At 62.6% G+C, this 19539-nt stretch carries 17 protein-coding genes and 1 tRNA gene; 11 read left to right on the top strand and 7 right to left on the bottom strand.

The annotated features are described in order from the left end of the window. Window positions 1-73 precede the first annotated feature (73 nt). The 4 genes from NANH_RS0108655 to fabI form a co-directional block, all read right to left on the bottom strand. Window positions 74-1249, bottom strand: coding sequence for an aminotransferase (locus NANH_RS0108655; RefSeq protein WP_027261672.1), 1176 nt, complete (start codon window positions 1247-1249; stop codon window positions 74-76). A gap of 72 nt (window positions 1250-1321) precedes the next feature. After that, window positions 1322-1849: a xanthine phosphoribosyltransferase gene (gene gpt, locus NANH_RS0108650; RefSeq protein WP_027261671.1), complete on the bottom strand. Its 528-nt coding sequence runs from the start codon at window positions 1847-1849 to the stop codon at window positions 1322-1324. 16 nt (window positions 1850-1865) lie between these two features. Next, complete coding sequence (locus tag NANH_RS0108645; protein ID WP_322786794.1) at window positions 1866-2471, bottom strand: LysE family translocator; 606 nt, start codon at window positions 2469-2471, stop codon at window positions 1866-1868. Between the two features lie 5 nt (window positions 2472-2476). After that, window positions 2477-3283, bottom strand: a complete 807-nt coding sequence (gene fabI, locus NANH_RS0108640) for an enoyl-ACP reductase FabI (RefSeq protein WP_027261669.1) — start codon at window positions 3281-3283, stop codon at window positions 2477-2479. A 131-nt stretch (window positions 3284-3414) separates the two neighbouring features. Here fabI and pdxH point away from each other — a divergent pair, with 131 nt between their 5' ends. From pdxH to NANH_RS0108620, 4 genes are all read left to right on the top strand, one after another. Continuing rightward, the gene (pdxH, locus tag NANH_RS0108635; RefSeq protein ID WP_027261668.1) at window positions 3415-4020 is read left to right on the top strand and encodes a pyridoxamine 5'-phosphate oxidase; all 606 of its coding nucleotides are present in this window, start codon (window positions 3415-3417) and stop codon (window positions 4018-4020) included. Between the two features lie 123 nt (window positions 4021-4143). Further along, on the top strand, window positions 4144-4677 hold the full coding sequence (locus NANH_RS0108630; RefSeq protein WP_027261667.1) for a cold-shock protein: 534 nt from the start codon (window positions 4144-4146) through the stop codon (window positions 4675-4677). Window position 4678: 1 nt separating this feature from the next. Further along, complete coding sequence (locus tag NANH_RS0108625; RefSeq protein WP_036049595.1) at window positions 4679-5143, top strand: DUF192 domain-containing protein; 465 nt, start codon at window positions 4679-4681, stop codon at window positions 5141-5143. 43 nt (window positions 5144-5186) lie between these two features. Further along, a tRNA-Pro gene (locus NANH_RS0108620) sits at window positions 5187-5263 on the top strand. A 20-nt stretch (window positions 5264-5283) separates the two neighbouring features. Here NANH_RS0108620 and NANH_RS25820 read toward each other — a convergent pair. Next, window positions 5284-5730: a hypothetical protein gene (locus NANH_RS25820; protein ID WP_051372311.1), complete on the bottom strand. Its 447-nt coding sequence runs from the start codon at window positions 5728-5730 to the stop codon at window positions 5284-5286. Between the two features lie 553 nt (window positions 5731-6283). On the opposite strand from NANH_RS25820, the gene NANH_RS0108605 reads away from it, so the two are divergent. Both NANH_RS0108605 and NANH_RS0108600 read left to right on the top strand, forming a co-directional pair. Then, entirely contained in the window at window positions 6284-9955 is a 3672-nt protein-coding gene (locus NANH_RS0108605; protein ID WP_027261664.1) for a vitamin B12-dependent ribonucleotide reductase, read from the top strand. Window positions 9956-10690: 735 nt separating this feature from the next. Next, a complete protein-coding gene (locus tag NANH_RS0108600) occupies window positions 10691-10930 on the top strand; it encodes an EF-hand domain-containing protein (RefSeq protein ID WP_027261663.1) in 240 nt (79 codons plus the stop codon). A gap of 63 nt (window positions 10931-10993) precedes the next feature. Here the strand turns inward: NANH_RS0108600 and NANH_RS0108595 are convergent, their stop codons facing one another. Next, window positions 10994-12544 (bottom strand): trimethylamine methyltransferase family protein, encoded by a 1551-nt coding sequence (locus NANH_RS0108595; protein WP_027261662.1) that lies wholly within the window; start codon window positions 12542-12544, stop codon window positions 10994-10996. A 391-nt stretch (window positions 12545-12935) separates the two neighbouring features. On the opposite strand from NANH_RS0108595, the gene NANH_RS0108585 reads away from it, so the two are divergent. Then, a complete protein-coding gene (locus tag NANH_RS0108585) occupies window positions 12936-13451 on the top strand; it encodes an outer membrane protein (RefSeq protein ID WP_027261661.1) in 516 nt (171 codons plus the stop codon). On the opposite strand, the gene NANH_RS25815 is transcribed toward NANH_RS0108585, so the two are convergent. Then, the gene (locus NANH_RS25815; protein WP_036049592.1) at window positions 13448-14653 is read right to left on the bottom strand and encodes a pyridoxal phosphate-dependent aminotransferase; all 1206 of its coding nucleotides are present in this window, start codon (window positions 14651-14653) and stop codon (window positions 13448-13450) included. The genes NANH_RS0108585 and NANH_RS25815 overlap by 4 nt on opposite strands. A 234-nt stretch (window positions 14654-14887) precedes the next feature. Between NANH_RS25815 and cysS the strand changes: the two genes are divergently transcribed. From cysS to NANH_RS0108560, 4 genes are all read left to right on the top strand, one after another. Further along, window positions 14888-16285: a cysteine--tRNA ligase gene (gene cysS / locus NANH_RS0108575; protein ID WP_027261660.1), complete on the top strand. Its 1398-nt coding sequence runs from the start codon at window positions 14888-14890 to the stop codon at window positions 16283-16285. Window positions 16286-16433: 148 nt separating this feature from the next. After that, window positions 16434-18044 (top strand): citramalate synthase, encoded by a 1611-nt coding sequence (cimA, locus tag NANH_RS0108570; RefSeq protein WP_027261659.1) that lies wholly within the window; start codon window positions 16434-16436, stop codon window positions 18042-18044. Beyond that, a complete protein-coding gene (locus tag NANH_RS0108565) occupies window positions 18044-18763 on the top strand; it encodes a class I SAM-dependent methyltransferase (protein ID WP_027261658.1) in 720 nt (239 codons plus the stop codon). The genes cimA and NANH_RS0108565 overlap by 1 nt, the downstream gene beginning before the upstream one ends. After that, window positions 18760-19536, top strand: coding sequence for a squalene/phytoene synthase family protein (locus tag NANH_RS0108560; RefSeq protein WP_027261657.1), 777 nt, complete (start codon window positions 18760-18762; stop codon window positions 19534-19536). The genes NANH_RS0108565 and NANH_RS0108560 overlap by 4 nt, the downstream gene beginning before the upstream one ends. The last annotated feature ends 3 nt before the right edge of the window (window positions 19537-19539 follow it).

The raw sequence follows: 19539 nt of genomic DNA, 5'->3' as shown, positions 1-19539 counted from the left end.
GCAATGAACTGCCCGGTTTTTCGCTGCCTTGTCTACGACGCGGACCTTGGGGGGGCAAGACGTGAAGCGGTGGCTAATAACGCAGGCCCGAGAGGCGCTGAAACAGGGTGGCGATGCCGGCGCGGTCCAGATTGGCAAATGCGATGCGCAGATGGCGTTGGCCCGCGGCATCCCCGGAAGGGGTGAACATGGTTCCGGGCAGGGCCAGCACGCTGGCGTCGCGCAGCATCTGGCGGGCCAGATGGTCCGACGGCATGTCAAAGGGGTGTTCCACATAGGCGAAATAGGCCCCCAGACCGGCCAGTTTCCAGCCCTGATCGGCCAGAACCGGAAAGCCGTCGTGAATCGCGGCGCGGCGTGCCAGAATTTCGGCCCGTTCACCCGCCAGCCAGTCCTGCAGGTTGCGGATGCCCCACAGCGCGGCATGCTGGCCGATCTGCGCCGGGCAGATGGTAACGGTGTCGAGAAATTTCTCGACCTCGGGCATCAGCGCCTCCGAGGTCAGCAGCGCGCCCACCCGGTGGCCGGTCAGGCGATAGGCTTTGGAAAAGGAATAGAGATGCAGCAGCGTGTCGGCCCAGTCGGGGTCGGTGAACAGATCGTGCGCCGCCCCGGTCCGGCTGTCGAAATCGCGATAGGTTTCATCGACCAGCAGTTTCAGTCCGCGCGATTTTGCCAGTTCGTAGAAGGCCCGGACCAGATCGGCGGGATATTCCGCTCCGGTTGGGTTGTTGGGGGTGACCAGAACGATGGCGCGGGTGCGGTCGGTGATCAGCGCCGCCGCCTGGTCCGGGTCGGGCACCATGTCGGCCTGAACCGGCAGCGGCACGGCGCGCACCCCCGCCATGTCCAGCCACATCTTGTGATTGAAATACCACGGCGTCGGCAGGATGATTTCGTCGCCCTGATTGGTCAGCGCGTCGATGGCGGCGGCAAAGGCCTGATTGCAGCCCGAGGTGATCGCCACCTGCGCACCGCGCACCGGCCCGCCGTAGAGACCGGCGATCTGTGCGGCCAGCGCGCTGCGCAGGCCGGGCAGGCCCAGCACCGGGCCGTACAGGTGGGTTTCGTCGTCGGTCAGGATCAGGTCGGCAATGGCCCGACGCAGCTCGGGCGGGGGCGGCGCCACGGGGGCGGCCTGTGACACCAGCATCAGGGGGCGGTCGGCCGGATGGTCAATACCGTCGAGCCAGCCTTTGGTTTCGACGATCGGCGACTGGAAGGTGGATTGCGTGCGGCTGTGGGTCATGTTGAACCTTTGGGCGAAAGTTGGCGTGTTCGTGGCCGGATCGAACCCCGGTGACGGCGCAAAGGTCGCGGATCAGTCGGTGCCCCGATAGGGCTCGACATATTGCAGGGCCATGTCCCATGGGAAAAAGATCCAGGTGTCCTGGCTGACCTCGGTGATGAAAGTGTCCACCATCGGACGGCCCTTGGGTTTGGCGTAGACGGTGGCGAAATGCGCCTTTGGGTACATGGAGCGCACGACTTCGAGCGTTTTGCCGCTGTCCACCAGGTCGTCGACGATCAGGATGCCGGTGCCGTCGCCCATCAGGTCGGTATCCGGCGATTTAAGTACCTTGGTCTCGGACTGGGCCTGATGATCGTAGGATTTGATGCTGATGGTATCGACGGTGCGTATGTCCAGCTCGCGGCTGACGATCATGGCCGGGGCCATGCCGCCACGGGTGATGGCCACGACCGCGCGCCAACCGCCGTCGTCGGGGCCTTCGCCATCCAGACGCCAGGCCAGCGCCCGGCTGTCGCGGTGGATCTGGTCCCAGCTGATGTGAAAGCCCTTTTCATGGGGCAGGCGGCCAGGGTCTTTGCCGGTTTCCTTGGCGGTCATGGGGGCACCTTTCGGGTTAATGATCCAGCAATAACCGTATGCCGAGCGCGCCCAGGACAGCGGCGGCGATACGGTCCAGAATGGTCTTGGCACTCAGATAGGCGCGCCGCGCGGGGGCGGTTGACAGCAGCAGTGCAAAACCGGTGTAGACGATCAGTTCGACCCCCAGATGGTTGAGCACGATCAGCCCCTTGGCGGCCAGCGGCAGGTCGGGGGGAAAGATCACCGCCAGCACCGCCGAGGCGAACAACACGGATTTCGGGTTGCCCAGGTTCACCAGAACGCCGGTGCGAAAGGCGCGGCCCTGTTTCAGCGGTGCCTCGGGCAGAGGATTGCGCGCATCGCGCCACATGCCGATGGCAAGCCACAGCAGGTAGAACGCGCCGACCGTCTTGATGGTGACATAGGCCCAGGGAAACAGATCGAACGCGATCTTCAGCCCCAGCAGGCCCGCGCCGGTCCAGCAGGCGGCAATCAGCCCCAGCCCGGCCCCGGTGGCGATGCCGGCGCGCGGCCCCTGCACCAGCGTGGTGCGCAGGGCCAGCAGCAGGGCCGGCCCTGGGCTGGCCATCGAGGCCAGCAGCACCAGATTGAATGCAATGAGATGGGCCGGTTCGATCACCGGGGTCAGCCTTTGGTCATGTCCGGGGCGTCCACCGCCTTCATGCCGACAACGTGATAGCCCGCATCCACATGCAGCACCTCGCCGGTGGTGCCCGCGCCCAGATCCGACAGCAGATACAGCGCCGAGCCGCCGACATCCTGAATGGTCACGTTGCGGCGCAGCGGTGAATTATACTCGTTCCATTTCATGATATAGCGGAAATCGCCGATGCCGCTGGCGGCGAGGGTCTTGATCGGGCCGGCCGAGATGGCGTTGACGCGGATACCGTCCTTGCCCAGATCCTCGGCCAGATACCGCACCGAGGCTTCGAGTGCGGCCTTGGCCACGCCCATGACGTTATAATGCGGCATCACCCGTTCGGCGCCGTAATAGGTCAGGGTCAGGCAGGAGCCGCCGGGGTTCATCATCTTTTCAGCCTGGTGCACCACGGCGGTGAAGGAATAGACCGAGATGTCCATGGTCAGCTGGAAATTGGCGCGGCTGGTGTCGACGTAGCGGCCGCGCAATTCGCCCTTGTCGGAAAAGCCGATGGCATGGACGATGAAGTCCATCGTGCCCCACCGGGCCTTGAGTTCGGCGAACAGCGCCTCGATCGAGGCCTCGTCTGCGACATCGCAGGGCAGGACGATCTGGCTGCCCAATTGTTCGGCCAGCGGATCGACACGTTTCTTCAGGGCATCCCCCTGGTAGGAGAACGCCAGTTCGGCCCCGGCATCGGCCAGCGCCTTGGCGATCCCCCAGGCGATCGATTTGTCATTGGCAAGACCCATGATCAGGCCACGCTTGCCAGCCATAAGCTGATTTGACATCAAAAATTCCTCGCCTTATCGCATTCAGGCCTTGACCTTTAGGCGATTGACCTGACTGCATCAAGGGCGGTGAAGGGCTTGTTGCGGCCTGTGGCCGGGCAGGAACGCCGAATTCAACCTCAGGGGGTGTTATGGGTGACAGAGATGGAATTTTTGCAGGTGACGATCCGTTCGAGATTGCCCGGCGCTGGTTGTCCGATGCGGAGCGGGCCGAACCCAACGATGCCAATGCCATCGCGCTGAGCACGGTCGACGCCGACGGGTTGCCGAATGCGCGGATGGTGCTGCTGAAAGAGATCGAGGCCGATGCCTTTGTCTTTTACACCAATTACGAGAGCCAGAAGGCACGGGAATTGGACGGCGCGGGCAAGGCGGCTTTTGTGATGCACTGGAAATCGCTGCGCCGCCAGATCCGGGTGCGCGGCGTGATCGGCAAGGAGGACGGGCCGCAGGCCGATGCCTATTATGCCTCGCGGTCGCTGAAAAGCCGTCTGGGGGCCTGGGCCTCCAAGCAGTCGCAGCCCCTGAGCGGTCGGTCCGTTCTGATGGCCGAGGTGGCGAAGGTGACTGCGCGTCATGGCACCAACCCGGCGCGGCCGCCGTTCTGGGGGGGGTATCGGATTACGCCAAGTCACATAGAATTCTGGGCTGACGGCGCCTTTCGCTTGCACGATCGGTTCGCTTGGCATAGGGCCGCAACAGGCGAAAACTGGCGCATTCAGCGTCTCAGCCCGTGAATTTCACGTCGCGCGAAATGCAAGATATTGTAAAAGATTGCTTTTTTTTGGTACAAAATGGTGCTTAATGTTTGTAACAAACTCGTGTAGACTATGTTTAACACTTAGCGTGGCGGTTGGCTTGTGGCAGACGATTTAAGCAGTATGTATCACGTTCGTGGACAGGTAAAATGGTTCGACCCTGTCAAGGGCTTCGGATTCGTTGTGGCCGACGAAGGTGGTCCGGATATCCTGCTTCATGTGAATGTCTTGCGCAACTTTGGGCAAAGCTCGGTTGCCGACGGGGCCGGTATCGAGGTCGTGACGCATCGCACCGAACGCGGTGTGCAGGCTGTCGAGATCGTCAGCATCACCCCACCCGAGCGCGACGACGCACCTGTATTAACGGATTTCGCGGATCTGGATCAGGATCTGCTGCACAGCGCGCCGCTTGAGCCGGCGCGCGTCAAGTGGTTCGACAAGGGCAAGGGTTTTGGCTTTGCCAATGTGTTCGGCCGCTCCGAAGACGTATTTCTGCATATCGAAGTGTTGCGCCAGTCGGGCCTGTCCGATCTGCAGCCGGGCGAGGCGCTGGCGATGCGGGTCATCGACGGCAAGCGCGGGCGTATGGCGGCCGAGGTCATGGCCTGGGAACTGGCGACGACAGAAGCCTCGTGACATGAAATCCATTGTGGTGGCGATGCTGCTGTTGGCCTGGGCGACCGTTGCCGCAGCTGGCGATTGTCGCAGCGATGAAGTCTGGCTGCGCGGCGACTGGGGTGAAACCCGTTTCAGTATCGAACTGGCGGACACTCCCAGGGAACGGTCGCGCGGGCTGATGTATCGCGAAACAATGCCGCGTGGGGCCGGGATGCTGTTTGTGTACGAGCAGCCCCAGCGCGCCAGTTTCTGGATGAAGAACACGCTGATCCCGCTGGACATGCTGTTTATCGACCGCGCCGGGACCGTCACCCGGGTCCATCATCGCGCGGTGCCCGGCGATTTGACGCCGATCGAGGGCGGCGCACAGGTTTACGCAGTGCTGGAAATCAACGGCGGGCTGGCAAAAACCTATGGCATCACCGCCGGTTCGCAGGTCCGTCACCCGGTTTTTTTGGATGGGCCCGCCGTCTGGCGCTGTTAGGGCTTTTCAAATCGGATTGGCCCGGCTAGAGAGACGCACGGTTCGGGGCGTGGCGCAGTCTGGTAGCGCACCTGTTTTGGGTACAGGGGGTCGTAAGTTCGAATCTTACCGTCCCGACCATATTTACCCATTTACGAGAATCAGAGTTCGGGGATTCCGCCGGTGCGCCGGTAGAGCTCTGCGAGTTCGCGGTTCAGCTTGGGGTCGTCCTGGCGCACGTGCAGCGGCGCGCCGTGTTTCTGCGGCACGTTCAGGAACACCTGGTTCTGGACCACATACCCGGGCGCGTCCGGACGGGTCTGAAAGCGAATGACCAGTTGGGGCAAATGCTCGGGTGTGCCGTCGTAGGACAGGATGATGGCGGCTGTCGGTTTTGGCGGCAGGAACTCGCGGCACTCGACTGAATCGGGAGCCGGGCGCACAAAATTTTGGGCCGGACCGTCACAGGCCGCCTCGAGGGCGTCCAACAGCGAGTCGGGATAGTCGGCAAACCGGGCCTTTCCGGTGGTCTCTACCATATCTTGCGGGGAACATGCGGCGACCACCACACCCAGTAGTGTCGGAATCAGGGTCAAAGGTGGGCGCATTTCGCCATTCTCCGAAAAAAAATTGCCACCGGGGCAGGGTCGTGAGATATCCCCATTTCTGGGGATGAGTCGCGCGCTAGCGGGTTCTGCGTTGCAGCATGGGGCGCGGTGCCTGATCAAGTATGTCATTGTCATGTGCCGTCAAACAGGCGGATTTTTGCGGTTCGGGCGAATATGCGGCGCAGCAATCTGGCCGTTAACGAAATGTGGATAACTCTCCCTGTGGTTGAGCACCCCCAAAGCGGTGCCGCAGGTCAATAGAAAACTCTGGGAAATCCGACAAAATTTGCGTTGACCTGATAGGACTGAATACGTCAGATTGTGGGTGCCGGTTGTTGGACCACTAAATCTGGTATGAAAACCCAGGGACGACAGCTGGATCGGGATACACAGACCAAACCTGCAAATCTGGACGCGCACGCCGGGTTGACCCCTTTTTCGGGAAGGGAGCAGATGGAATTTGTCCGACCGATCCGAGGCATCACAAAGCGCCGCCGAACGGCGCTGGCCCGGAGGGGTCGTTACGAAATGCTGGAATACAGAGGCAGCGCACATGAAGATTGAACGTAAATTCACCACCTCCGGACAGGACGCCTATGCGCAGCTGGATTTTGTCTCGGTCACGTCGGAAATCCGCAACCCGGACGGCACCGTCGTGTTCCATCTGGACGATATGGAAGTGCCCGCGAGCTGGAGCCAGGTCGCAAGCGACGTGATCGCCCAGAAGTATTTCCGCAAGGCCGGGGTGCCGACAAAGCTGAAGAAGGTGCGTGAAAAGAACGTTCCCGAATTCCTGTGGCGCTCGGTTCCGGCCGAGGGGGCCGAGATCGGTGGTGAAACCTCGTCCAAGCAGGTGTTCGACCGTCTGGCCGGGGCCTGGGCCTATTGGGGCTGGAAGGGCGGGTATTTCAGCACCGAGGAAGATGCGCGCGCATACTACGACGAGATGCGGTTCATGCTGGCGACGCAAAAGGCCGCGCCCAACAGCCCGCAGTGGTTCAACACCGGCCTGCATTGGGCATATGGCATCGACGGCCCGGCGCAGGGGCATCACTATGTCGATCACAAGACCGGCAAGCTGACCAAATCCACCTCCAGCTATGAGCACCCGCAGCCGCATGCCTGTTTCATTCAGGGCGTGCAGGACGATCTGGTGAACGAGGGCGGCATCATGGACCTGTGGGTCCGCGAGGCGCGGCTGTTCAAATACGGCAGCGGCACCGGCACCAATTTCAGCCACCTGCGTGGCGAGGGCGAGAAACTGTCGGGCGGTGGCAAGTCCAGCGGGCTGATGGGGTTTCTGAAAATCGGCGACCGCGCGGCGGGTGCCATCAAATCAGGCGGGACAACCCGTCGAGCAGCCAAGATGGTGATCGTGGACGCCGATCACCCGGATATTCAGGACTTTATCAACTGGAAGGTTCTGGAAGAACAGAAGGTCGCCAGCATCGTCGCCGGCTCGAAGATGCACGAGGCCAAACTGAACGGTTTGTTCGCGGCGATCAGGGCCTGGGACGGTGCCGAGGCGGATGCCTATGATCCCAAGGTCAACGGTGCGCTCAAGGAGGCGATCCGCGAGGCCAAGAAGGTCGCGATCCCGGAAACCTATGTCAAACGGGTGCTGGATTATGCCCGGCAGGGCCATACCAGCATCGAATTTCCGACCTATGACACCGATTGGGACAGCGAGGCGTATAACAGCGTCTCGGGGCAGAACAGCAACAACTCGATCCGGGTGACCAACGCGTTCCTGACGGCGGTGCAGAAGGATGCGGACTGGGAGCTGATCAACCGCACCGACGGGTCGGTGTCCAAGGTGGTCAAGGCCCGCGATCTGTGGGAGCAGGTCGGCCATGCGGCCTGGGCCTGTGCCGATCCGGGCATCCAGTATCATGACACCGTGAACGAATGGCACACCTGCCCGGCGGATGGCGAGATCCGCGGGTCCAACCCGTGCAGCGAGTATATGTTCCTCGATGACACCGCCTGTAACCTGGCATCGATGAATCTGTTGACCTTTCTCAAGGATGGGGTGTTCCAGGCCGAGGACTATATGCATGCGTCCCGCCTGTGGACCGTGACGCTGGAAATCAGCGTGATGATGGCACAGTTCCCAAGCAAGGAAATCGCGCAGCTGTCCTATGACTTCCGCACGCTGGGTCTGGGCTATGCCAATATCGGCGGCTTGCTGATGAACATGGGCTATGGTTATGACAGCGACGAGGGCCGCGCCCTGTGCGGGGCGCTGACCGCGATCATGACCGGAGTGTCCTATGCGACCAGCGCCGAGATGGCGGGCGAGCTGGGGCCGTTCTCGGCCTATGAGCGCAACGCCGATCACATGCTGCGGGTGATCCGCAACCACCGCAACGCCGCCTATGGTGCGACCGAAGGATACGAGCGGCTGGCGGTCAAACCGGTGGCGCTGGATCATGCCAACTGTCCGGATGCGCGGCTGGTCGAGCTGGCCATGTCGGCCTGGGACGAGGCGCTGAGCCTGGGGGAAAAGCACGGTTACCGCAATGCGCAAGCCACGGTGATCGCCCCGACCGGCACCATCGGGTTGGTGATGGATTGCGACACCACCGGGATCGAGCCGGATTTTGCACTGGTCAAATTCAAGAAACTAGCGGGCGGTGGTTATTTCAAGATCATCAACCGCTCGGTACCGGCGGCGCTAGAGAAACTCGGATACTCCTCCGCTCAGATCGAGGAGATCGTTTCCTACGCCGTCGGTCACGGGACAATGGGCAATGCACCGGGAATCAACCACACCACGCTGGCGGGCCATGGCTTTGGGCCCAACGAACTGGCCAAGGTGGACGCGGCGCTGGAAAGCGCCTTTGATATCCGTTTCGTGTTCAACCAGTGGACCCTGGGGGCGGAGTTCTGCACCAATGTGCTGGGCATCCCGGCGGACAAGCTGAACGATCCGACCTTCGATCTGCTGAAATCCCTGGGTTTTTCGCGCAGGGACATCGAGGCGGCCAACGATCACGTTTGCGGGACCATGACCCTGGAAGGGGCACCGTTCCTGAAAAAAGAGCACTACAGGATTTTCGATTGCGCCAATGCCTGCGGCAAGAAGGGCAAGCGCTATCTGGATGTGAACAGCCACATCACCATGATGGCCGCCGCCCAGTCGTTTATCTCGGGGGCGATCAGCAAGACCATCAACATGCCCAACGATGCCACCATCGAGGATTGCCAGAAAGCATACGAGCTGTCCTGGAGCCTGGGGGTAAAGGCCAATGCGCTGTATCGTGACGGGTCCAAGCTGAGCCAGCCGCTGGCATCGGCGCTGGTCGAGGATGACGACGAGGCCGCCGAGGTTCTGGAAAGCGGCAGCGCGCAGGAAAAGGCGACGGTTCTGGCCGAAAAGATCGTCGAGAAGATCATCGTCAAGGAGATCGTGCGCAGTCACCGTGAAAAGATGCCCCAGCGGCGCAAGGGCTATACCCAGAAGGCCGTCGTGGGCGGGCACAAGGTGTATCTGCGCACCGGCGAATACGAAGACGGCAACCTCGGTGAAATCTTTATCGACATGCACAAGGAAGGCGCGGGCTTCCGGGCGATGATGAACAACTTTGCCATCGCCGTGTCGGTGGGGCTGCAATATGGTGTGCCGCTGGAAGAATTCGTCGACGCGTTCACCTTTACCAAATTCGAGCCGGCCGGAATGGTGCAGGGCAACGACAGCATCAAGAACGCCACCTCGATCCTGGACTATGTGTTCCGCGAACTGGCGGTGTCGTACCTGGACCGCACCGATCTGGCGCATGTGAAACCGCAGGGGGCCACCTTTGACTCGCTGGGTCAGGGCGAGGACGAGGGCGTGTCCAATGTCAGCGAACTGTCAGAGACCGCGGCCAGCCGCTCGCTGGAGGTGCTGAAACAGATCAGTTCGACCGGCTATCTGCGCAAGCGTCTGCCGCAGGAACTGGTGGTGTTCCAGGGCGGCCAGTCGATCGGCGCCACGGCCCTGGCCGGGGGCGATGCCGAAGTAGCGTTGCAGACGCTGGTGCCGAACACGACCGCCGCGATCAGCACCACAACGAGCACCACCGCCATGGCCAGCGGCACCGTATCTCTGGATGCGCGCACCAAGGCCAAGATGCAGGGTTATGAAGGCGAGGCTTGCGGCGAATGCGGCAACTATACGCTGGTGCGCAACGGCACCTGTATGAAATGCAACACCTGCGGCGGGACCAGCGGGTGTAGCTGAGGGGATCGCGTCCCGCAGGGACGTGTAGGGGTCCCGGCGCTGCCACACAGACCGGACCCCGACGAAACATCCGGGATGGCCGAAAGGGTGGCCCTCCTGATCTACCGGGGCAGGACTCCGCAGAAACCCTTGGTTTCCGCTCTGTCCTGCTCGGTGAAACCGGATGGTTTCACCGGAGACAAGGGGCGGGTGCGCTCGCTCTGGACGACGTTCAGGCCGCAGGCAAAAAATATACCGGGCGGTAAACTAGATGAGCCTGAACGGCGAAACTCAAACGGAGGGCTTCGGCCCTCCGTATTTTATTTCGGTACTGGCAGGAGGGGCAGACTCCGCTAAAACCTGACGGTTTTCGCTCTGTCCCTGGATCGCGGGTTTCCGCTGGAAACCCGCGGGGAACGGCGAAACTCGAACGGAGGGCTTTGGCCTTCGGGTCTTTCCTTGGGGACAGCCGTTTTTGGGTGAGGTTGCGGCGTGCGGGTTCCCGCTGACTCGCAAAACCCGGCCCGCTGGGCGGTGCGCCGCCGGTCGGGTTTGCATCCGTCGGTTGCAACACGCCGAGCCATTTTCCGCGCACTTGTTTCTGCGGGTCGCAGCCGATGGTTCGGCCGGTTTTCGGCGGGTCCCGGCTTGGATCGGGGCAAGACGCGCGTGTCTCGTGACAGGGTCAGGGGTTGGGGGCTTTCTGATGTTCGTGTCCGCATCCGTGGACGCCAAATGTCAAACAGGAGACATCTCATGACACTCAAGACCCTGACTTTTCTCAGCGCGTTCGGTCTGGCCCTGCCGGGGCTTGCAATGGCGGCAACCGAACTGGACACCAATGGCGATGGTCTGCTGACCCTGGACGAGGTTCAGGCGGTCCTGCCCGAGACCACCGCTGAAAGCTTTAGCGCGATGGACACCAATGCCGATGGCGCGTTGGATGCCGACGAGGTCAGCGTGGCGCAGGACGCGGGGTTGATGCCCAAGGGCTGAGATTGACATCAGGACTGCGCCCGGCCCGCAAGCCGGGCGCAGTTCCAGGTTTTGGCTTGCCGCTCAGGCGGGCAGATGAATGGTGAACCGTGCGCGGATCCTGGCATCGGTGGCGGGGTCCAGCCGCGCGGCGGCGCGCTGCGACAGGATCTCGTGTTTGCGCGCGGTGGCGTTTGCGACCAGATCGGGCTTGCCCTGTTCATCCCATTCCTTGGGCGACATGCGGTTGCCCAGGGTCGGATAGACGTGGTCGGCCTGCATCCGGCCCAGAGTCTGTTCGGTGCCCAGATAATGCCCGGTGCCGCCGATACAGACCTTGCGGATCTGATCCAGCGCCAGGGTGTCTTCGCTGACTTCGATGCCGCGCACACAGCGCAGGGCCTGTCCGATCAGATCGTCGCTCAGGATCAGCGACTCGTGGCAGAAGCCCAGCAGCGAGGCATGCATCCCGGCGGCCTCGTAGACCATGTTCAGCCCGGACAGACCGGCCATCACGCTGGAACACATCTGTTCCCATCCGGCTTGCATATCGGGCAGTTTGGAATCCGCCGCACCTGCGGCCGCGCCGCCGGGCAGGTCGTAGAACCGGTGCATCTGGGCACAGCCCGCGGTCAGCAACGCCTGTTCGCCCGATCCGATGGTCATCGCCCCGGTGCGCAGGTCCAGCCCGAAAGGCCAGGTGCCGAACACTGCCGGATGGCCCGGTTGGACCGCATTGACATAGACCAGCCCGGCCAGACATTCCGCCACCGCCTGCACGATGGCTCCCGCGATGGTCGACGGCGCGGTGGCCCCGGCCATGCCCGCCGACAACAGCAGCACCGGCATGCCGCCGCGGATGACTTCCTCCATCACCTGACAGCTTTCGGTGGCGAATTTCATCGGCGGCACGACAAAGCAGTTGCTGTTGGACACAAAGGGGCGCTCGCGCCACTTGTCCTCGCCGCCCGCGATCATGTGCAGCAACTCCAGCCCGTGACGCACGAACCCCGGCTCGGTAAAGGACACGCCCACGTGCTTGGTGGTGCCCGAACAACAGGCATAGATCGTGTTCATATCCATCTCCATGTTGTCGGCAATATCGCGGCAGACCATCGGGCGTTGCAGGAAGTGGATGTTGTCCAGCCGATCGGCGATGCGCGCCGCATCGTGCAGATCCTGCACCGTGCTTTCGCGATAGCGCCGCCCGTCGGGGTCCACCATATGCACGGCGGCCCCGGCGGTGCCGTAATGCACGCGGGTGCCGGACAGGGTCATGTCATGCACGGGATCGCGCCCCATCAGGGTGACGCTGCGGTTGGCGCGGGCAATCGTGTCTTCGACCAGCGCACGGGGAAAGCGGATGCGGCCATCGTCTCCCAGGATGGCACCCGCCCGGGTCAGGTGACGGATGCCGCTTTCGGGGGCGTCGGCCAGGCCGATCTGTTCCAGCGCGTCCAAAGCGGTGCGATGGATGTTTTCGATGTCGGTCTGGCTGAGCGGGTTGTAGGTGCCGCCGGACATGCCGGCGCGAATCGGGCGCAGGTGCGCGGCCAGCGGGGCCGCGCGGGCCGCACGGCGCGCGGCGCGACCGCCGCTGCGATTAGGGGCGGAAGATTTGATCTGATCGTTCATCGGACTGTCTTCTTGCTGACAAATGGGGCTGGGCAAAGGCGGTCACAGCTGGCCGGGTCGTCCCCGCGCGGCACGCCCGCGGCCCGCACCGATGGTGCGGATCACCAGGCAAATCTTGCTCTGTTCGGCCTGCATGCGCTCTCCTGTTCCGGCGATCAGTTTGGCGAATCATGCGTGGCAATCTGTTCTGTTTGCGACGCGGGCGCTGGCCTTTTCGGTCCTTCGACAGGATCGGTTGGAGCGAATGCACGATGTGCCGGAGGGGGAAGAATCAGTGCAAATGTATATAATCATGGTATTATTATTAAATTGTCGAAAATCCGCTGCACGTGAAGATTGTGTAAAGGGGTTTGGCCGCACGGTGGTCTGACAGACCAAAGGGAATAGGTTGATGAGAGCTGCCGCTTCAGTTGCCGTTTTTACCTTGTCCGCTTCGGCTGCGCTGGCTGCGGACTGGACCGGCGGGTATGTCGGTGCCCAGGTGGGCTATGCGGATCTTGCCCCTTCGGCCGGTCGAGTCGATGGCGATGGGACGACCTATGGCATCAATGCCGGGTATGACTATGATTTCGGCGAATGGGTGCTGGGTGCCGAGATCGATTATGACCGGCTGAACATCAACGCCGGCACCGGCACCAATTCGGTGAATGCCGATCATCTGTACCGTGCCAAGCTGCGGCTGGGCTATGACTTCGGCGACGCCATGGGCTATGTCGTGGCCGGTCCGGCGCGGTTGCAGACCTCGGCGGGCAGCAAGACCGACGCGTTTTACGGATTGGGAGTTTCTGTCCTGATGTCGCCGCAATGGAGCATCACCGGCGAATACCTGTATCAGAATTTCAACGACGTCGGTGGCGTCGATGCCAAGATCCAGTCCTTTACCCTGCGGGCGGCGTTTCGGTTCTAGGCCGACCGGGCCGTGCCCTCGCGTGACGCGGCGGTGGCCAGTTGCGCCGCATAGGCACACAGCGTTTGCAGAGCGGTGGCAAAACAGGTGTCCTGGATGGTCATGGCCACACGGACATGGCGCGCGGCGGCAGCCCCAAAGCTGCTGCCGGGCATGACGGCGATGTGATGCGTATCCAGCAACGCATTGGCAAAACCCTCGCCGTCCAGCCCGGTGGCGTGCACATCCAGCATCAGATACATCGCCCCCTGCGCGGGAACCAACGCGACGGTGTTCTGAGCTTTCAGAATGTCCTTGGCCAGCGCCAGCCGCCGGCGGAAGGGGGCGGCGATCTCTTGTTCCAGGGTTTCGCCACGGTTCAGGGCGTAGACAGCGGCATCCTGCACGAAACCGGGCACGCCATATGTGGTGTGGGTCGCCAGGTTGATCAGATGTCCGATCGCCTCTTGGGGTCCGACGATCCAGCCGCAGCGCGATCCGGTCATGGCGTGGGATTTCGACATTGACCCGACCACCAGGGTGCGGTCGGCCATGCCGGGCAGGCTGCGGGGCGAGATATGCGCGCCCTCCCAGATCTGGGTGTCATAGACCTCGTCCGAGATCAGCCACAAATCGTGGCGTTGGCAGACATCGGCGATGCCATCCAGCGTGTCGCGGCCATAGATCACCCCGGTGGGGTTGTTGGGCGAATTGATCAGCAGGGATTTTGCCCCTCCGGCGGCGGCCTCGATATCGGCGGCGCGTGGCTGGAATGCGTTGTCGGCCAGGGCCTGCACCGCGCGGGGCACTGCGCCGACGCCGCGGATCGTACCCGGATAAGTGGCGTAATAGGGGTCGATATACATCGCCACATCCCCTGGATCGCACGCCGCCGAATGGGTGGCGAACAGCCCGGCCTGACCGCCCGGTGTGATCAGCACGTTGTCGCGCGTCGTCGGCACGCCGGTGCGGGCCTGGACCCGCGCGGCGACGGTATCGCGCAACTCGGCTGTGCCGGGCACCATGGCGTATCCGGTATGTCCGCCCTTGGCTGCGGCATGCATGGCGTCCAGAATGTCGGGATGTGTGGGAATATCGTGTTCGCCGATGGTCAATTCGGTCACGTCGATGCCGTCGGCGATCATCTCGCGCGAGCGGATGAACAGTTCCCAGCCGTCCGAGCCATCGCCGGTCAGGTTGGTGATGCGTTTGGACAGGGACATGGCGCACTCCGCGAAGATTTTGCCGAAAGGGTTCAGAGTCGCCGGGGATTGTCAATCGGGTCGTTGCGCGAAGCGGGTTGGCGGCGGGGGACCGCTGTGCTATGGGGACAGCATGAGCCGCATCTGCACCATTATCTGCTGCATTCCCTGCTGAACCTTCCAGCGGGCCGGTTTCTGTCGTTTTCTTCCAATGGACAAGTTGCTAAGCCCGCGCTGACTGCGTGAGGATTTGTCATGACGATCAAGCTGTACAACACCAAGACCCGTTCCAGGGTGGATTTTGCCCCCATCGATCCGGACAACGTGCGGATGTATGTCTGCGGGCCGACGGTCTATGACCGCGCCCATCTGGGCAATGCGCGCCCGGTGGTGGTGTTCGATGTGCTGTACCGGTTGTTGCGGCATACCTATGGCGCGGATCATGTGACCTATGTGCGCAATTTCACCGATGTGGATGACAAGATCAATGCGCGGGCGGCGCAGAGCGGGCGCGCGATTGGCGAGATCACCGCCGAGACCACGCAGTGGTTTCTGGACGACATGGGCGCGCTGGGGGCGCTGGAGCCCAACCACATGCCACGCGCAACGCAATATATTCCGCAGATGGTGGCAATGATCGAGGAATTGATCGCCAAAGGCCATGCTTACGAGGCCGAGGGCCATGTGTTGTTTGCGGTGGACAGTTGGCGCGAGCATTACGGCGCGCTGTCGGGCCGGTCGGTCGACGACATGATCGCCGGTGCGCGGGTCGAGGTGGCACCGTACAAGCGAAACCCGATGGATTTTGTGTTGTGGAAGCCGTCGTCCGATGATTTGCCCGGTTGGGAGTCGCCCTGGGGCAGGGGCCGTCCCGGCTGGCATATCGAATGTTCTGCCATGAGCCATGAACTGCTGGGCGAGAGTTTCGATATTCACGGTGGCGGCAACGATCTGATGTTCCCACACCACGAAAACGAGATCGCCCAAAGCTGCTGCGCCCATCCCACGGGCGATTTCGCGCGGGTCTGGATGCATAACGAGATGTTGCAGGTCGAGGGCAAGAAAATGTCCAAGTCGCTGGGCAATTTCTTTACCATCCGCGATTTGCTGGATCAGGGGATACCCGGCGAAGTGATCCGGTTTGTGTTCCTGTCCACGCATTATCGCAAGCCGATGGATTGGACGGCAGAGAAGGAAGTCGAAGCAGAATCTACAATTTTCGGTTTCATCCAGATCGTTGCGGACTTTTGTGATTTTAAATCTGTTGATTTCTGCAAACCTTCACAGAAAGTCATTGATGCCTTGGCCAACGACCTGAATACACATGTCGCCGTGGAACAGCTCAAACGCCTCCGTGATAGCTCAAAAGGCACTCAATTGGCGTGCGACCTGCTATTTCTTGGGTTTTTCGACCGAGAAGGGCTGCAGCGGAGATCTTCGGAGTACCAAGAGGTCTGTGCGCTCGTCTCCCCTCTTGCCGACAGGTTGCAAGAGCTGCGCAGAGAGGCAAAAGAAACCAAGGATTTCACTCAAGTGGACCGAATGAAAACTGAATTACTGGCTGCGAATATTTCAGTGATGATGAGCAATGACAAAGTAGTGTTACGGCCGGAAAAGGATTTCGACCTTGCCAAGCTGGAGGCGCTGAAATGACGGTTCCGCTTTGTAAAGAGGGCAGCCCCCGGCCGCGGGTGGGGGTAAAGCCCCCGCCCGGGGGGGCGGTCGGGGGCTGCCCGTGGTACCCATGGGCAATGGTCTGTGGCGGGGATGGATCGCCCTCATCGCAGGGGGGCATCGCAAAATGACCCGCGAACGGCTCTATCTCTACGACACCACCCTGCGCGACGGGCAGCAGACCCAGGGGGTGCAGTTCTCGACCTCGGACAAGATGCAGATCGCCCGCGCGCTGGATGAATTGGGCGTGGACTATATCGAGGGCGGCTGGCCCGGTGCCAACCCCACCGACAGCGCGTTTTTTAACGAAGCGCCCAAGACCCGCGCGAAACTGGCCGCCTTTGGCATGACCAAGCGGGCCGGGCGGTCTGCGGCCAATGACGAGGTGCTGGCGGCGGTGATGAATGCGGGCACCGATACGGTTTGCCTGGTGGGCAAGGCGCATGACTATCATGTCAGCGCGGCGCTGGGGATCACGCTGGACGAGAACCTGGAAAACATCGGTGCTTCGATTGCCCATATCGTGGCGCAGGGGCGCGAGGCGCTGTTTGACGCCGAGCATTTCTTTGACGGCTACAAGGACAACCCGGACTATGCGCTGGCGGCCTGCCGTGCGGCGCTGGACGCCGGGGCGCGCTGGATTGTGTTGTGTGACACCAATGGCGGTGCGCTGCCCGCCGAGGTGGGCCGGATCGTGACCGAGGTGATCGCGGCGGGTATTCCCGGCGACCGTCTGGGCGTTCACACCCACAATGACACCGAAAACGCGGTGGCCTGTTCGCTGGCGGCGGTGGATGCGGGCGCACGGCAGATTCAGGGCACGCTGAACGGGCTGGGCGAGCGCTGTGGAAATGCCAATCTGATCTCGCTGATCCCGACGCTGTTGCTCAAGGAACCCTATGCCAGCCGGTTTGAAACCGAAGTGACAGAGCATGCGCTGGCCGGGCTGACGCGGGTCAGCCGGATGCTGGACGACATCCTGAACCGGGTGCCGATGCGCCAGTCGCCCTATGTCGGGGCCAGTGCCTTTGCCCACAAGGCGGGGCTGCATGCCAGTGCGATTGTCAAGGATCCGGGCACCTACGAGCATATCGCGCCCGAACGGGTCGGCAATGCGCGCATCATCCCGATGTCCAACCAGGCCGGGCAGAGCAATCTGCGCAAGCGGCTGGCCGAGGCCGGGCTGGAGGTGGCTCGGGACGATCCGGCGCTGGGGCTGATTCTGGACCAGATCAAGGAGCGCGAGGATCAGGGATACAGCTATGACACCGCGCAGGCCAGTTTCGAGCTGCTGGCGCGTGCGGCTCTGGGGCAGATGCCCGAGTTTTTCGAGGTCAAGCGTTACAAGGTCACGGTCGAGCGGCGCAAGAACAAGTACAACCGCATGGTCAGCCTGTCCGAGGCGGTTGTGGTGGTCAAGGTCGATGGCGAAAAGCGCCTGTCGGTCAGTGAATCGCTGGATGACACGGGCGGCGACCGCGGCCCGGTGAACGCGCTGAGCAAGGCGTTGGCCAAGGATCTGGGCCAGTATTCCGCCGTGCTCGAAGACATGCGGCTGGTCGATTTCAAGGTGCGGATTACCCAGGGCGGCACCGAGGCGGTGACCCGTGTGATCATCGACAGCGAGGATGGCAAGGGGCGGCGCTGGTCCACCGTGGGGGTCAGCCCGAACATCGTGGACGCCAGTTTCGAAGCGCTGCTGGATGCGATCCGCTGGAAACTGGTGCGGGACAGCTGATGGATTGGGATGCGTTTTTCACCGTGCACAGCGATTTGCCGCGCGAGGGGCCGGGATGTGCGGCGGATGTGCATTGGGCGCTTGATGCCGCCGGAGTGAGCGGCGCGGTCCCGGTCTGTGACGCGGGCTGTGGGCCGGGGGCGGATCTTGAGGTGCTGGCGGAGGCCCTGCCGCAGGCGCGGTTGACCGGGGTCGAGATGCACGCGGGGTTCGTGCAATCCGCCCGTTCCCGCTGTGCGCGGTTCGGTGATCGGGTGACGGTGGTTCAGGGCGACATGGCGCGACCGGGCGGACCGTATGATCTGATCTGGTGTGCCGGGGCGTTGTATTTTCTGGGTGTGACCGAAGGGTTGAGCGGTTGGCGGGCGGCATTGGCGCCGGGTGGCTGGGTGGCCTTTTCGGAACCGGTGTTGCTGGACGGTGAACAGCCGCAGGCGGTACGAGAGTTTTGGGCCGAGTATCCGGCGATCACCGATCTGGCGGGGATTGCGGCGCGGGTCACCGCCGCCGGGTATCGGGTGCGGGGGCATCGGCTGATCGTGGGGGCACCCTGGTCGGCCTATTACGATCCGTTGCAGGCGCGGATCGATCATTTGCGCGGCACGGAGCCGGATTCGGCGCTGGGGGAGGCGCTGGACAGGGATGCCGCCGAAATCGCCCTGTGGCGGGCGGCATCCGGACAGATCGCCTATGCGCTGATGCTGGTGCAACCGGAATGAAATTCGATGCCGACCTGACCGCCTGCGCCGATCTGGTGCGCCGGGCCGATCCGGACCGTTTCATGGCGGCGATGGCGGCCCCGCCACCGGCGCGGCGGGTGCTGTTTGCGATCTATGCGCTGAATGTCGAGGTCGCCCGTGCGCCCTGGGTCACCCAGGAGGCGATGATCGCGGAAATGCGCCTGCAGTGGTGGCGCGATGCGATGGACGAAATCGCGACCGGAAAACAGGTGCGGCGGCACGAGGTGGTGACACCGGTAGCCGGGTTTCTGACGCCCGATCTTGCTGCGCAAGCGGATGAGATGATCGCGGTGCGGCGCTGGGACATCTATCGCGATCCGTTCGAGGATGAGGCGCATTTTGAGCGTTATATCGACCAGACGTCCGGCACGCTGATGTGGCTGTCGGCGCGCAGTCTGGGGCAGGCCGACGAAACCGTGGTGCGCGATTTTGCCTTTGCGACAGGGGTTGCGAACTGGCTGCGGGCGATTCCGGATCTGGAGGAGCGCAAGCGGGTGCCTTTGCTGGATGGCACGGCGGACGGGGTGCGGGCACTGGCGCAACGGGGGCTGGAGCGGTTGCAGCGCGCGCGCGGGCAACGTGACGCGGTCAGTGCACAGGCGGCACCGGCGCTGTTGGCCGGATGGCAGGCCGGGGCGATTCTGACACAGGCCGCGCGCCATCCGGGTCGTGTGGCGGCTGCGAGCCTTGGCACCAGCGAAGCGCGCAAGCGGTTGAGTTTGATGCTGCGCGCGGCGACCGGACGCTGGTAAGCC

It is taken from the genome of Sedimentitalea nanhaiensis DSM 24252 (genome assembly GCF_000473225.1).
GTDB lineage: Bacteria > Pseudomonadota > Alphaproteobacteria > Rhodobacterales > Rhodobacteraceae > Sedimentitalea > Sedimentitalea nanhaiensis.
Note: the sequence above shows the minus strand (reverse complement) of the source record. Positions and strands in the feature narration are given on the sequence as shown.

What these genes read in the sequence shown, in the direction of transcription:
- fabI (WP_027261669.1), bottom strand. Translation starts at nt 3,283, where the DNA reads ATGTCAAATCAGCTTATGGCTGGCAAGCGTGGCCTGATCATGGGTCTT.
- NANH_RS0108585 (WP_027261661.1), top strand. Translation starts at nt 12,936, where the DNA reads ATGAGAGCTGCCGCTTCAGTTGCCGTTTTTACCTTGTCCGCTTCGGCT.
- NANH_RS0108655 (WP_027261672.1), bottom strand. Translation starts at nt 1,249, where the DNA reads ATGACCCACAGCCGCACGCAATCCACCTTCCAGTCGCCGATCGTCGAA.
- NANH_RS25820 (WP_051372311.1), bottom strand. Translation starts at nt 5,730, where the DNA reads ATGCGCCCACCTTTGACCCTGATTCCGACACTACTGGGTGTGGTGGTC.
- pdxH (WP_027261668.1), top strand. Translation starts at nt 3,415, where the DNA reads ATGGGTGACAGAGATGGAATTTTTGCAGGTGACGATCCGTTCGAGATT.
- NANH_RS0108605 (WP_027261664.1), top strand. Translation starts at nt 6,284, where the DNA reads ATGAAGATTGAACGTAAATTCACCACCTCCGGACAGGACGCCTATGCG.
- NANH_RS0108625 (WP_036049595.1), top strand. Translation starts at nt 4,679, where the DNA reads ATGAAATCCATTGTGGTGGCGATGCTGCTGTTGGCCTGGGCGACCGTT.
- NANH_RS25815 (WP_036049592.1), bottom strand. Translation starts at nt 14,653, where the DNA reads ATGTCCCTGTCCAAACGCATCACCAACCTGACCGGCGATGGCTCGGAC.
- gpt (WP_027261671.1), bottom strand. Translation starts at nt 1,849, where the DNA reads ATGACCGCCAAGGAAACCGGCAAAGACCCTGGCCGCCTGCCCCATGAA.
- cysS (WP_027261660.1), top strand. Translation starts at nt 14,888, where the DNA reads ATGACGATCAAGCTGTACAACACCAAGACCCGTTCCAGGGTGGATTTT.
- NANH_RS0108595 (WP_027261662.1), bottom strand. Translation starts at nt 12,544, where the DNA reads ATGAACGATCAGATCAAATCTTCCGCCCCTAATCGCAGCGGCGGTCGC.
- NANH_RS0108565 (WP_027261658.1), top strand. Translation starts at nt 18,044, where the DNA reads ATGGATTGGGATGCGTTTTTCACCGTGCACAGCGATTTGCCGCGCGAG.
- NANH_RS0108600 (WP_027261663.1), top strand. Translation starts at nt 10,691, where the DNA reads ATGACACTCAAGACCCTGACTTTTCTCAGCGCGTTCGGTCTGGCCCTG.
- cimA (WP_027261659.1), top strand. Translation starts at nt 16,434, where the DNA reads ATGACCCGCGAACGGCTCTATCTCTACGACACCACCCTGCGCGACGGG.
- NANH_RS0108560 (WP_027261657.1), top strand. Translation starts at nt 18,760, where the DNA reads ATGAAATTCGATGCCGACCTGACCGCCTGCGCCGATCTGGTGCGCCGG.